Raw genomic sequence first — 12,471 nt, forward strand, 5'->3', positions numbered from 1 at the left:
ACGACAGCGCAACGCGGCCGTCGCCATATCGCATGCGCAACAGCAAGCTCCCCAAGCGGCAACGGTGCCATGAGGACGACGATGCAGGCGGAGCGATCAAAGCTATCGGAAGGCAATTGGCGCACTTCACCATGTCAGTGCCCGCTCAGCACCAGCGTCTGGATTGGCAGCAGCAGCGCCTGGACGCGCAGCAGCACCGCATGCACGACCGCCGTCGCATCCACAGCATGCAGGGCGAGGGCCTTGCCCCAGCTCGTTTCCTTGGCGGCGATCACATCGTGGTTGCTTGTATAGGCATTGACTACACACCTTGAGCCTGGCGTAACTCCTTCGAGACCGCCCTGATAGAGCGGCTGGAGGTACGCTACGATCGTCCCCGGCTGCCGCAGGCTCTGGGGATCGATCAACTGCTCGCCGCTTCGGAACTGGCCGGCGGCGATGAAGTCCTGCACAGAGACAACGACCATCGGGATGATGACCCAAGGTTTTGAGATGCAAGTCGCCTCCGCCACCATCCCCGGCTTGATGACCTGCGCCTCGATTTGTCCGAACCCCGCCTGCAGGGCCTGCTGGCCTGCGCCCTCCGGGATAAGGATGCCGGCGGGCCGCATCGCCTGATTGACGACGTCGCCGACACGCAGCGCGAACTGCTCCACGCGACCATTGATGCCGGCGCGGATATAGGTCTTGTCAAGATCGACCTGAGCCTGCGCCAAAGCAGCCTCAGCGCTAGCCTTTTGGGCGGGCAGCATCGTGGAAATCTGTGACGTCACCGCTTGCTTTGCGGCAAGTGCGGCGTCGATGCCGGCTTGCCTTCCGTTGACGAGGACCTGCAGCTTCTCGATATCACGCTGCGGCACGATACCGGGATTGCGGCGCTGCAATTCCGACTTCGCATCGAGTTCGTCCTTGGCCTGTTGATGGGAAGCTTTTGACTCGCTGATCTGGGCCTCGGCCTTGACGAGATCGGCCTGGGCCGCGTGCAACGCGGCGTCGACCTCGGCGATCTTGCGTTTGGCGGCTTCGACGGCGGCCTCCTGCCGCGAGCTATCCAGCCTGAACAGAGCGTCACCTTCCTTCACAGCCTGACTGAAGCCGACATTGATTTCAGCCACGCGGCCCGAACTCTCCGGCAGGATCGGCACGGTCCGGAAGTACAACGCCGCCGCTGTGGTCGAGGGATGATAATAGAAAATCACGGTGATCAACGCGACGGTGAGCATCAGGCAGCCCGTAATGCCCCACCGCAGCTCGTACCACACCGAAAAGAAAGTGATTTCCTTGCCGAGCCGCTTGCCCTGCCGATAGCGGCGATACAGATAGTCGGGCAGTATCGTTACGAGCGAGCAGAGGATGAGCTCAAGCATGGCCTTGCACCTCCTCGTTCTGGGCGGACGAGCTTTTCGCGCGGTCAGTTGCTGGAGCCGCTGGCGCGACCGTGACATGGCTCTCGGGTACGGCGCCGGCAATCTTCTCGACCGATCCGGCAATGCCGCGCAGCGGCGTGCCGAAATCCGGCAGGTCGATCAAGGCCAGCAGCAGCCCGGCGATCCAGAAGATATGCATGTGGGTAAAGAGCGATATCAGGCCGAGGACGGCCACGATCTCGAACTGAAGCTTCTGGGACTTGTGCGCCATGCGCTCCGGCAGACTGTGCAGCTTCCAATACAGTATGCCCACTGAAAATATCGCTGCCACCAGAAGAAGGCCTGTGAACACCGTCAGGCCGTCCAATGCATTCGGCCCGGTGATAAAGAATGGCAGATGATGAGGTGCTGTCGGATGAAGCTGTTCGCTCATGGCCGGTACTCCCCTCCCGGAAATCAGCGCAACCCCAAGTGTTGCTTGATAGTGAAGAACCTGCAAGGGCGTTTTGGAACCCAGCCCTTAACAATTCTGCCTGCCACGAAACCCACAGCTAAATTCATGACACGGCCATCACCCTTCGCATTGGCTCGGGACCCGCCGCATTGCATGCGGCGATCATCGCGGTCGCAACGCCGTCGCCCGGAAGCCGCTTGAGGATTTCTTCATAGCTGTAGCGCGCGTCAGAAGCCCTAAACGGCTGCCCTGGGACGCTGAGTCGATGATCCTGAGTTGTACCGGCGCATCATTGGCGGCCAGCCGGGTTGCGATGAGTGACATTAACCGCGTGACGTCGCCGCCAATTGAGCCGGTAGCCACGGTTAGCACGGTCGGTTGAGTGACATGGCGATAGGCGAGAAGGCCGGCTGCGCATGCCAGAACGACAAGGCCGAATACGACAGCTACGCGCAACCATCGTGGCAAGCGTCCCGTTGCGAGGGCCGCAAGCATCGCGTCGCCGCTGACTGCAGTCCTCGAGGCCGCGCGCAGCTTTGTCACTCCGATCACCTGCCTTACGGAAGCCTCAGCCAAAGAATTCGACCGCGCCCGTTTCGAGATTGTACATCGCGCCAGCAATCTTGATGCTGCCCTTGGATTCCAATTCGGCCAAGACGGGGCTATCTTTCCGAATGTTCGCGACCGTCAGCTCGACGTTCTTGCGCGCTACCGCATCGACGAATGCATAGTTCTTCGCCGATCGGTCGCCGGTATAGGTCGTCGCGTCGACGGCCGGCTTGATCCTCGCGAGCAATCCCGTCAAATTGCCGAGTTCAGCATTGTCGATTGCACCCTTGATCGCCCCGCAGGCGGTATGGCCCATCACGAGCACGACCTTGGCTCCCGCAAGCTTGCAGGCGAACTCCAGGCTGCCGAGAATATCTGGATTTTCGATATTGCCCGCCACCCGGCTGTTGAAGATGTCACCGATGCCAAGATCCATAATAACTTCGGCCGGCGCGCGCGAATCGATGCAACTGAGCAACGCTGCCGCCGGATACTGCCCTGCTGCGCTTGCCCGTTGTTCTCGCAGATAGTTGCGATCTTTCCTTTCGCCTTTTCGAAAGCGCTCGTTTCCCTTTTTCATCGCCTGGATGATCTGCTCCGGCGTGAACCTGTCGCGTTGCTCCCGGGTGAGAGCGTCTGCGCGCGCATCGTCCGAAAAAAGGAGACCGCCACTGCCCATTGCGAACATCGTCGCTGAAGCTGTTATCCCGAAAAATTTCCGGCGGCCGAAACAACTGCAAGCCTCAGAGTGTCGGGTGTTTTGACGCATTGGAACCTCCAGTCCACACAGGTCTCACTGCACAAACTGCTCGTCCTAAATCCGTAATCTAGAATGTTAACGGTGACTCAGGGGCGATGTACGCAATACCCCATTCTTCCGCTGACTGAAGCTTGGCATTGCTCTTGGGTGTAGTAGCTGCAGTGCAATTTTCCCTCGATTTTGGAGCACCAATGAGCTTTTCGGCTTTTGGCTTCTCCAGGTGTAGCAAGGGTCAGCGTGACTGCCGCAAGTACGATCGAAGCAATTCCCAAAATCGACCTCTGCATGGGAAACTCCTAATATGGCTCGCGTGATTACCGGGGTCATCTTTCGTGTTGTTGCAACGCGGCAATAAATTACTCAGATGAATCACGGCACCGAGGCTCATGCGATGCCCCAAATTCCTTTCACCAGAAAAGTCATCTCATCGGGCCGCTTAATAGGATCGCGCTTGTGCCGCAATTCGTCAACGACAACTTGCAACCAATGATGGAGGAATAATGTCGGTCAAATCATGCATAATCTTGCTCACAACATTCCTTGCGATGGCGTTGCCGTCTGAGGGCTACGCGCTCTGCTACTGCAACTGCACAACAGCGAGCGGCAACACTTGCACTGTAAGCGTGCCAGACTTTGCTTGTAACAGCATCGGGAATTCGCGTTGCACGAAACCGGCGGAGCCATGCCGGTATGATTGCAATCGCAAGTTTCCCCGCCCTTCTTCCTGCTCCCCGCTGAGGCGCTGTAGCGTTCGCACACACAACTAACGCGGCTGGATCAATAGTCCTGCCGCTTCAGCTCGTGCGCCGTATCAATTAGTTTGAGGCTTCCGCGAAGCCACGAACACTCCCGTCAGCACCAGCGCGAAGCCGACGAAGTGGAACACCTGCGGGTGTTCGCCAAGAAAGGCGATCGACATGATGGTTCCGAACACGGGCACCACGTGAAAGAACGGCGCGGCGCGGTTGGCACCGATCAGTTGCACGCCGCGATTGAAGCAGAGATAGGCGATCGTCGAGGGAAACAGGGCGACATAGGCGAGCGTCAGGAGGTTCGCGGTGTCGATCTGCATCAGCGGCCGCGTGAACAATTCCCAGATGAACAGCGGGATCAGGCAGGCCGCACCGACGCCGAAGGTAAAGGCGACGAACGACAGCGCATGGATCGCCGGCCGCTTCAGCGACAGAACCGAATAGAGCCCGAAGATCGCCAGCGCCACGATGAAGATCAGGTCGCCGCGGTTGAACTCGATATTGGACAGCTTGGTGAGGTCGCCATGCATCAGGATGACCAGCACGCCGGCCGTCGACAGCAGAACGCCCGCCGCCTGCGCCAGCGTCAGCCGCACCCCGAGCAGCAGCAGCGACCAGATCGCGACAACCAGCGGGCCTGCCGACTGCAGCAGCAGCGTGTTCAGCGCCTGGGTATGTTCGAGCGCCCAGTATTGCAGGGTGTTGAAGGCGCCGATGCCGGTGATCGAGAGCACGATCATGAGGCCGAGGCGCTTTCGGATCGCGTCCCAGTCGCGCTTAAGGTACTTCCAGGCAAACGGCAGGATGATCAGGAACGCGAACGACCAGCGCAGGAACGACAGCGTCACCGGCGCAATGTGGCCGGCGGCGAGCCTTCCTACGATGGCGTTGCCGGCCCAGCACAGCGCGGTGATGCTGAGCAGGAGATAGGGCTGGTTGGTGAGCCAGTTCCCCGATGGGGCGGGTGCGGTGGATTCGGAAGCCGGCATTCGAGGGACAGGGCCTGTTTCATGGCGCCGCGGCCCGCCCGGCTGGCATCGCCGGGCCGGAATGTGCCCGGCTTCCGTCACAGACACGGATTTGCGGCGCTCATCAATGGTGCAGGATGCATCGCGACCATGCAGCGCGCCTTGCCTGTTGCGTGCCTGCCGATTGGAGTTGCCAGCCGCGAGGCAAATATGCAATCAAAGGACGAGTGATTCACGCAACCCAACCTTCGTTTGTTTTCCGAGGTGGCGTGCGATTGTGCTGGGTTATTTTTACTAGCGAAGCGTCCTTTCGATTGTTGGGACCACGGGCTGAAAGGCAGTTGCGTTCATCGCAGCTTGCTCCGAGCGTGAGGTCGAATTTCTAGAGATGATGGGTCATTCCTTGAGCAAGCCGACATCGGCCGAAGAAGCCGAAACACGTCAGCAATTCGCCGTTCGCGCCAATTCCATTCTGGCGTTCATCGAATGCGATGAGGAGCAGCGCCCGAAACTGCGCGAGGCTATCATCGAGGCAATGCTATGGGCGCAGATGCGGCCCAAACTCGCCAGGTAGCGCGCGGTCCGAGCGAAGGCCGCTCATGCCACAAGCGGCCGCGCGATCGCGCCCGCGGCCTTCACGGCGTCATTGGGGTCGAGTTCGACCTGCAGGCCGCGCTGGCCGCCATTGAGGAACACGCTTGCATGGCCGAGCGCGGATTCCTCGATCGCGACCGGCACGGGCTTTTTCTGCCCGAACGGCGAGATGCCGCCGACATGATAGCCGGTCAGCCGTTCGGCATCCGCCGGCCGCATCATCCTGGCCGCCTTGGCGCCGAAGGCGCTTGCGAGCTTCTTCATGCTGACTTCGCAATCCGACGGCACCACGACGCAAACCGGCTTGCCGTTGGCCTCGGCCATCAGCGTCTTAAGCACGCGCGCCGGCTCTACGCCGAGCGCCTCCGCCGCCTGCAGCCCGATGCTCGCCGCACCCGGATCGTAGTCGTAGGCGTGCAGAGTGAATTTCACGCCAAGCTTGTCCAGCGCTTGCGTCGCACGGGTGGTTTTCGACATCGCCTTTCCGTCATGGCCAAATGTTAATGCAATCGTGCGACCGCCGGCCTCAGATGGTCACAGATTTTATGGGCATATCAATGGGTTGGAGCGGTTCTAACGCCCCCTTAAAGCCGCCTTCTTGCTTGCCTAGATCACCTGCTTCCTTTATCCGGTGGGGCGCCCTGCACGCGAGCGGCCCCGGCCGTGATTTTGGCTGGGCGAGCTAGAGCATGGTCCGGAAACGTAGATATCGGTTCTCCGGTGAAGTCATGCTGGAACCAAGAGATTTGCAGGGAACACCTTAAAAATGGCCAATGTTGTCGTCGTCGGTGCCCAATGGGGCGACGAAGGGAAGGGCAAGATCGTCGACTGGTTGTCGGAGCAGGCCGATATCGTCGTGCGCTTCCAGGGCGGCCACAATGCCGGCCATACGCTGGTCATCAACGGCGAGACCTACAAGCTGGCGCTTTTGCCGTCAGGCGTGCTGCGGCCGTCGAAGCTTGCCGTGATCGGCAATGGCGTGGTGTTCGATCCGCAAGCCTTCCTCGACGAGGTGGTGCGGTTGAAGGGCCAGGGCGTCACCGTCGGCCCGGAAAACCTGCGCATTGCCGAAAATGTCACGCTGATTCTGCCCTTGCATCGCGACCTCGATGCACTGCGCGAATCCAGTAACGCCGTCACCGCGATCGGCACCACCCGGCGCGGCATTGGCCCGGCCTACGAGGATAAGGTCGGCCGCCGTGCGATTCGCCTGATGGATCTCGCCGATCTCGACACTCTGCCGCACAAGATCGACCGCCTGCTGGCGCACCACAATGCCCTGCGGCGCGGCCTCAATCTTGAGGAGATCGACGGCAAAGGCATTCTCAAAGAGCTCACCGCGCTGGCGCCGAAGCTCCTGCCCTATGCCGAAACGGTATGGCGGCTGCTCGACCTCAAGCGCCGCGAAGGCAAGCGCATCCTGTTCGAGGGTGCGCAGGGTGCGCTGCTGGATGTCGATCACGGCACCTATCCCTACGTCACCTCGTCCAACACGGTGGCCGCACAGGCCGCGACCGGCACCGGCATGGGCGCGAGCGCGGTCGGCTATGTGCTCGGCATCTGCAAGGCCTATACGACGCGGGTTGGCCAGGGCCCGTTCCCGACCGAGCAGGACAACGAGATCGGCCGCAAAATCGGCGAGCGTGGCCGCGAGTTCGGCACCAACACCGGCCGCCCGCGCCGGTGCGGCTGGTTCGATGCCGCCCTGGTGCGGCAGACGGTCCGTACCTGCGGCATCACCGGGCTGGCGCTGACCAAGCTCGACATCCTCGACGGCTTCGACACCATCGAGGTCTGCACCGGCTACATGCTGGACGGCAAGGAAATCGACCATCTGCCGGCGGGCGAGGGTGCCCAGGCACGGGTGGTGCCGATCTACGAGACCATCGAGGGCTGGAAGGAGCCGACCGCCAATGCCCGCTCCTGGGCGGACTTGCCGGCCCAGGCGATTAAATATGTCCGCCGGGTCGAGGAACTCGTGGGTTGTCCCATTGCATTGCTTTCCACCAGCCCCGAACGCGAGGATACTATTCTGGTACAGAACCCGTTCGAGGCTTAACGGGATGTTACCGCCAAGACTCCTAAATAGAGCTGCAGTATTGAAGAGAAATGGCTGATTATTACCCGCTGATCGCACGTGCTATCGCCGGCCTGGATCCCAATGCTCCAGGCGAGAGCCGCCGTGCGCTTTATGAGCGGGCCCGCACCGCGCTGATCGCGCAGTTGCGCAGCGTTCAGCCGCCGCTTTCCGAGTCGGAAATCACCCGCGAGCGGCTGTCGCTGGAAGAGGCTGTGCGCAAGGTCGAATCCGAAGCCGCCCAGCGCGCCCGCGAGGCCTCGCGGCCGGGCGGCCCTGCGCGCACTTCCGGCGAACCCTTCCGTCGTGCCAATGCCCGCCCGCCGGAAGCAGCGCCTTCTTCTGGCGCGCCGCCGCGGCCGCGTCCCGCTTCGCAGCCCCCCTCGCGCGAAGGCCGTCCGCCGCTTGGCGAGGAGCCGCGCCCGCAGCGCAACCTGCGCGCCGATGCGCCGCCGCCCGGCGCGCCGCGGCCGCAGCCGCCACAGATTCCGACGCAGGATGCGGGCCTGCCGCCACCGCCGCCCCGCGAGCGCGGCGCTGGCCCCCGCCGCGGCCCTGAGAACGGCGGCCCGCCGCCGACGCCCCCGCAGCCGCCGGGCATGCGCGGCTTCCGCGACATCGCAGCCGACGCCGACGATCTCGGCCGCGCCGCCGCCCAGGCCAACCGCAACGCGCGAAAGACCTATGCCAACGTGCCGTCGCCCTCGCCGGAATTCGACCGGCTTGAGCCCAGCATGGAAAATCGTGGCGGCGATCCCGAGGTGCCTTATTCGTATGACGAGTCGCTGGCGGAGGCCGACCGCTACCCGCCGCCGCCATTGCGCGACCGTCCGCGGCTCTCGCAGGATCGCGAGCCCCCGAAGAAGCGCGCCGGCGCTGCGTTTCCGTTCAAGAGCGCGATTGCCGTCGGCATCGTGCTCATTTTGGTCGGCGCCGGCATCCTGTGGGGCAAGTCGCTTGTGACGGCCTTCAGCGGCCTGTTCAAATCCTCGCCCGTGGTGGAAGCGCCGAAGGACCAGGCCGCGCCGCAGTCGCGCCCGAAGATCCCCGATCGCGTCGGCCAGCCCTCGTCGAGCGACAACGTAGCGGCAGTGGCGCAGCGCGTCGTGCTGTATGACGAGGACCCGTCCGACCCCAAGGGCAAGCAATATGTCGGCTCGGTGATCTGGCGCACCGAACCGATCAAGGCGAGCGGCAACCAGAAACCGGATATCGCCGTGCGTGCCGACATCGAGATTCCCGACCGCAAGTTCAAGATGACGATGTCGTTCCGCCGCAATACCGACTCCTCGCTGCCGGCGAGCCACACCGCGGAATTGACTTTCATCCTGCCGCAGGATTTCTCCGGCGGCGGCGTCGGCAATGTGCCGGGCATCCTGATGAAGTCCAACGAGCAGGCCCGCGGCACCCCGCTGGCCGGCCTCGCCGTGAAGGTCACCGACGGCTTCTTCCTGGTCGGCCTCTCCAACGTTGATTCCGACCGCTCGCGCAATCTGCAGCTCCTGAAGGAGCGCTCATGGTTCGATGTGCCGCTGGTCTACGTCAACCAGCGCCGCGCCATCATCGCGATCGAAAAGGGCTCTCCCGGCGAACGCGCGTTCAACGACGCATTTGCGGCGTGGGGGGAGTAAGCCTCGCCTCCGGCGTAGCCAAAGCGTTCTAACCAAGAAAACAGCCTCAGCAGCGGAAGCTGCTGAGGCCTTTTGCATTCGTGATCGGGTGAAGCGATCCGTTACTCCGCGGCGGCGGCGGCTCGCCGCCGCGCGGCGCCTTCGCGCTCCATCACGGCACGGCAACCCGGACTGAGCTGCGCGCGGTGCTTGACCATGCAAGCGGTGATTCGCTGCACGTTGGGCACTTCATGGCCGCATAGCCGCATGGCGTCGCCGGTGCACATCTGCTGCGCCTCCGAGAAGGCGAGGCTTGGGCGTGCGGAAAGTGCCGTCGCCGCAAAGGCGATGGCGAAGAGAAGTGCGATCTTGCTTGTATGATGGATGGTCATTGAGCCGTTCCCCAAGGGTTGCGCGCGGTGCTGGCCGCTCTTCACTGGAGGCGCTGCACGCGGTTTGCGCTGCCGCACGCGTCGTCCATCACCGGGAACTCGCCCGGTGTGGTTGCTCGATTTCTGCCGATGTCCGAATCGAAAAGTGCTGCGCCACCCCGCCGCGAATTATGCGCGAATGCTGTGAAGCTGCAATGTTTGCATCAACACTTCTCTCGACTGTTGCGAGTGCGCCACGTCAACCGAAGCGCGGGCGCGAAGACAATTCGACTCTGGCAGTGCGCTTCTTTGTCATGTCGATGGGCTTTGAGAGATGGACGGATGTGGCGCTCTGCCCCCGAGTGAGCTCGCACAAGGCCGCCGGGCTACCGGCCGCAGCCGAGGTCGCCGTCCAATTCTTAAAACTCCGTATAAATGCGGAAAATCCACGCTCCGGAACAACCACCCGTTAGGGAAGACGGAGTACGATTGGCCGTTATAGCTCGCGCGCGTCTTATTGCTTTCGTTGGAGTGAAAGGGCTGCCGAAGCCGGCCTTTCGAGTGGCGCTCACATGCTTGTTCCTACCGCTGCCGATGGATCCACGAAAATGCCGGCCATCCGCGCGATGGAATGGCCGCTGCCGATGGCGTTGCGGCGCGCCGGAACGATCCTGACGGAGGCGCTATAGCTATGTCTGCCGCATCGTCCAGCCTGCGCGCGGAGTTGAACGGCGCCGAAAAGGGCGGACCTGAGCACGACGCCCAGATCTTCGGGGAGGTGACGGACCTGTTCCTCGACAACGTCGATCGGCTCAGCGAATCCCAGATCGCTGCCGTCGATGGCGTCCTCGCCCCGCTGGTCGAGCGGGTGGCCGCGGCGACCCTGGTCCCGCTCAGCGAAGCGGTGTCCACGATCGTGGCGGCGCCGCGCCGGACCGTCCGCAACCTTGCCTTTCACGATGACGTTCTGGTCGCCGGACCGGTCTTGAGACACTCTGTCTGTCTGTCGGAAGAGGACCTGCTTGAAATCGCCCGGAGCCGCAGCCAGCAGCATCTGCTGGCGATCTCCGACCGAAAGGCGCTCAACGAAGCGCTGACGGACGCCTTGATGCGGTTTGGCGACGTCAATGTGTCCAACGCGCTGGCCCGGAACACGGGCGCGCGCTTCTCCGAATGCGGTTACGCAACGCTGGTCGGCAGGGCGGAGCGCGACGAAGACCTCGCCGAAAAGCTCGGCCTTCGCCTGGACATTCCCGGCAATCTGCTGCGCGAGCTGATCGTCAAGGTCGCCGACGTGGTTCGCGCGCGGTTCCTGACGGCGTCGCGACCCGTCGCCCGGAAGAAGACCCAGGGTTCTGCGGCTGTTGCCGCGCAGAACAGCGTGCCCCGGAAGGCGATTGACTACACCAAAGCGCAGAGCGAGGTTGTGGCGCTCAATCGGACCGGCAAGCTCAACGACATGACCGTGAACCGGTTTGCGGTGAGGGGTGAATACGACCTCGTGGTCGCCGCCCTTGCCCTGAAGGCGGACGTCAAGGTCGAGGCGATCGAGCCCTTCCTCGAACCCGAGCGGGTGTATGGCCTGATCGTCGCCTGCAAGGCGGCGCGGCTGAGCTGGTCGACGACGACGATGATCGTCCGCAACCGCCCCGATTGTCCGCCATCAACGGATCGCGAGCTCGAACAGTGCGTGGCGATCTATGAATCGTTACTGCTGTCAGTGGCGCAATGGACCATTCGTTTTGGGTCGGACCGGATTCTCGGAAAGAAGAACGAGCCGGTGACGGCTGTAGCGGCTGCCGGTCGAAAGTGACCGCATCGTCATAGCCGGGCATAGCCGTCTGGAGGACGGCGTCGTTTCTGCTCGCCTATGCCCGGCCACCCACGTCATGCCGGGATAGCTTCACTGGTGCGGTCGCGAGCCAGTGCGGTGTAATGGTGGAGATACTCCTGTGCCATCCGCCTTGCGGTAAACCTTTTCTCGAATTGCTTGCGCACCTGGCTCCGATCGAGTTCGGGGAGTCTTCCGATCGCCTCGATCGCCTCCCTTTCGCCGGTGACGACGAAGCCGGTAATGCCGTCGTCGATGACCTCAGGCACCGAACCTGATTTGAAGGCAATGACGGGCGTGCCGCACGCCAAGGCCTCGATCATGACGAGCCCGAACGGCTCTGGCCAATCGATCGGAAACAATAGTGCCGCGGCGCCCGCCAGAAACTGCCGCTTCGTTTCATCATTGACCTCGCCGGTGAGCTGGACCTGCTCGCCATCGATCTGCGGCTCGAGTTGGTCCTTGAAGTAGTTTCTATCCCCGCGCGGCACCTTTGCGGCAATACGAAGCGGCATTTTGGCGGCGCGCGCGATCCGGATGGCGGCTTCCGGTCCCTTCTCCGCCGTCAGCCGGCCCAGGAAGGCAAGGTAGGAGCCGGCCTCGAACGAAGGTCGAAACAGGTCGGCCGGCAAGCCGTGATAAATGGTGCCGATCCAGTTGGCCTCGCTTAGGGGAATGCGCTGATTGTCCGATATCGAAACGAACGGCGCGTTGGGAAAGCTGCGGACCACGTCCGGAAAGCCAGGCAAGTCCATGCGCCCGTGGCAGGTGGTCAGAAACGGAACGCCGAGCCGGCTCAGGAGTGGCAGGTGCAGCCAATCGATATGCGCGTGAATGACATCGAATTCGCTCGCGTGCCGCGCCACCGCCTCCAAAAGCGCCGCCTGCGCCACCATCGGGTCCGTTCGCGGGCGGCCAAGGCGAAGCGCCCGAGGCCAGACGGCATGGAGCTTGGCGCTCGTCCTTGAATCTCCGCTGGCAAACAGCGTCACCTCATGTCCCAGGCTCACCAGCTCATCGATCAGCCACGCCACCACCCGCTCCGTGCCGCCGTAAAGCCTGGGAGGAACGCTTTCGGCCAGAGGCGCTATCTGGGCAATCCGCATGGGCTTTCTACCATCGAGATCGAACCCAACCG

12 protein-coding genes are annotated in these 12,471 nt (G+C 62.6%); 4 read left to right on the top strand and 8 right to left on the bottom strand.

What is annotated here, in order from left to right; genetic code table 11:
• Window positions 1-134: 134 nt before the first annotated feature.
• The 5 genes from HCN50_RS13640 to HCN50_RS13660 all read right to left on the bottom strand — a co-directional run bounded on the left by HCN50_RS13640 (window position 135) and on the right by HCN50_RS13660 (window position 4,871).
• Complete coding sequence (locus HCN50_RS13640) at window positions 135-1,367, bottom strand: HlyD family secretion protein (RefSeq protein WP_171710653.1); 1,233 nt, start codon at window positions 1,365-1,367, stop codon at window positions 135-137.
• On the bottom strand, window positions 1,360-1,800 hold the full coding sequence (locus HCN50_RS13645) for a hypothetical protein (protein WP_171710183.1): 441 nt from the start codon (window positions 1,798-1,800) through the stop codon (window positions 1,360-1,362). The genes HCN50_RS13640 and HCN50_RS13645 overlap by 8 nt, the downstream gene beginning before the upstream one ends.
• A 589-nt stretch (window positions 1,801-2,389) precedes the next feature.
• Entirely contained in the window at window positions 2,390-3,139 is a 750-nt protein-coding gene (locus HCN50_RS13650) for a carbonic anhydrase family protein (RefSeq protein WP_171710184.1), read from the bottom strand.
• A 77-nt stretch (window positions 3,140-3,216) separates the two neighbouring features.
• Entirely contained in the window at window positions 3,217-3,417 is a 201-nt protein-coding gene (locus HCN50_RS34775; RefSeq protein ID WP_171710185.1) for a DUF3551 domain-containing protein, read from the bottom strand.
• A gap of 524 nt (window positions 3,418-3,941) precedes the next feature.
• On the bottom strand, window positions 3,942-4,871 hold the full coding sequence (locus tag HCN50_RS13660; RefSeq protein ID WP_171710186.1) for a DMT family transporter: 930 nt from the start codon (window positions 4,869-4,871) through the stop codon (window positions 3,942-3,944).
• 382 nt (window positions 4,872-5,253) lie between these two features.
• Between HCN50_RS13660 and HCN50_RS13665 the strand changes: the two genes are divergently transcribed.
• Window positions 5,254-5,424 (top strand): hypothetical protein, encoded by a 171-nt coding sequence (locus HCN50_RS13665; RefSeq protein ID WP_171710187.1) that lies wholly within the window; start codon window positions 5,254-5,256, stop codon window positions 5,422-5,424.
• A gap of 23 nt (window positions 5,425-5,447) precedes the next feature.
• Here the strand turns inward: HCN50_RS13665 and ybaK are convergent, their stop codons facing one another.
• Window positions 5,448-5,921, bottom strand: a complete 474-nt coding sequence (gene ybaK, locus HCN50_RS13670) for a Cys-tRNA(Pro) deacylase (RefSeq protein WP_171710188.1) — start codon at window positions 5,919-5,921, stop codon at window positions 5,448-5,450.
• A 289-nt stretch (window positions 5,922-6,210) separates the two neighbouring features.
• Here ybaK and HCN50_RS13675 point away from each other — a divergent pair, with 289 nt between their 5' ends.
• Window positions 6,211-7,503, top strand: coding sequence for an adenylosuccinate synthase (locus HCN50_RS13675; RefSeq protein WP_171710189.1), 1,293 nt, complete (start codon window positions 6,211-6,213; stop codon window positions 7,501-7,503).
• A 50-nt stretch (window positions 7,504-7,553) separates the two neighbouring features.
• Window positions 7,554-9,152, top strand: a complete 1,599-nt coding sequence (locus tag HCN50_RS13680; RefSeq protein WP_171710190.1) for a hypothetical protein — start codon at window positions 7,554-7,556, stop codon at window positions 9,150-9,152.
• A gap of 101 nt (window positions 9,153-9,253) precedes the next feature.
• On the opposite strand, the gene HCN50_RS13685 is transcribed toward HCN50_RS13680, so the two are convergent.
• Entirely contained in the window at window positions 9,254-9,523 is a 270-nt protein-coding gene (locus HCN50_RS13685; protein WP_210264918.1) for a hypothetical protein, read from the bottom strand.
• A 670-nt stretch (window positions 9,524-10,193) separates the two neighbouring features.
• Between HCN50_RS13685 and HCN50_RS13690 the strand changes: the two genes are divergently transcribed.
• Complete coding sequence (locus tag HCN50_RS13690; RefSeq protein WP_171710192.1) at window positions 10,194-11,315, top strand: DUF2336 domain-containing protein; 1,122 nt, start codon at window positions 10,194-10,196, stop codon at window positions 11,313-11,315.
• A gap of 74 nt (window positions 11,316-11,389) precedes the next feature.
• Here HCN50_RS13690 and HCN50_RS13695 read toward each other — a convergent pair whose 3' ends face one another.
• Window positions 11,390-12,439, bottom strand: a complete 1,050-nt coding sequence (locus HCN50_RS13695; RefSeq protein WP_171710193.1) for a glycosyltransferase family 4 protein — start codon at window positions 12,437-12,439, stop codon at window positions 11,390-11,392.
• Window positions 12,440-12,471: the final 32 nt, after the last annotated feature.

This window comes from Bradyrhizobium archetypum (genome assembly GCF_013114835.1).
GTDB classification, from domain to species: domain Bacteria; phylum Pseudomonadota; class Alphaproteobacteria; order Rhizobiales; family Xanthobacteraceae; genus Bradyrhizobium; species Bradyrhizobium archetypum.

Bases quoted from the DNA above. Each gene is read 5' to 3' on its own strand.
- HCN50_RS13640 (WP_171710653.1), bottom strand. From the start codon at position 1,367: ATGCTTGAGCTCATCCTCTGCTCGCTCGTAACGATACTGCCCGACTAT.
- HCN50_RS13645 (WP_171710183.1), bottom strand. From the start codon at position 1,800: ATGAGCGAACAGCTTCATCCGACAGCACCTCATCATCTGCCATTCTTT.
- HCN50_RS13650 (WP_171710184.1), bottom strand. From the start codon at position 3,139: ATGCGTCAAAACACCCGACACTCTGAGGCTTGCAGTTGTTTCGGCCGC.
- HCN50_RS34775 (WP_171710185.1), bottom strand. From the start codon at position 3,417: ATGCAGAGGTCGATTTTGGGAATTGCTTCGATCGTACTTGCGGCAGTC.
- HCN50_RS13660 (WP_171710186.1), bottom strand. From the start codon at position 4,871: ATGCCGGCTTCCGAATCCACCGCACCCGCCCCATCGGGGAACTGGCTC.
- ybaK (WP_171710188.1), bottom strand. From the start codon at position 5,921: ATGTCGAAAACCACCCGTGCGACGCAAGCGCTGGACAAGCTTGGCGTG.
- HCN50_RS13675 (WP_171710189.1), top strand. From the start codon at position 6,211: ATGGCCAATGTTGTCGTCGTCGGTGCCCAATGGGGCGACGAAGGGAAG.
- HCN50_RS13680 (WP_171710190.1), top strand. From the start codon at position 7,554: ATGGCTGATTATTACCCGCTGATCGCACGTGCTATCGCCGGCCTGGAT.
- HCN50_RS13685 (WP_210264918.1), bottom strand. From the start codon at position 9,523: ATGACCATCCATCATACAAGCAAGATCGCACTTCTCTTCGCCATCGCC.
- HCN50_RS13690 (WP_171710192.1), top strand. From the start codon at position 10,194: ATGTCTGCCGCATCGTCCAGCCTGCGCGCGGAGTTGAACGGCGCCGAA.
- HCN50_RS13695 (WP_171710193.1), bottom strand. From the start codon at position 12,439: ATGCGGATTGCCCAGATAGCGCCTCTGGCCGAAAGCGTTCCTCCCAGG.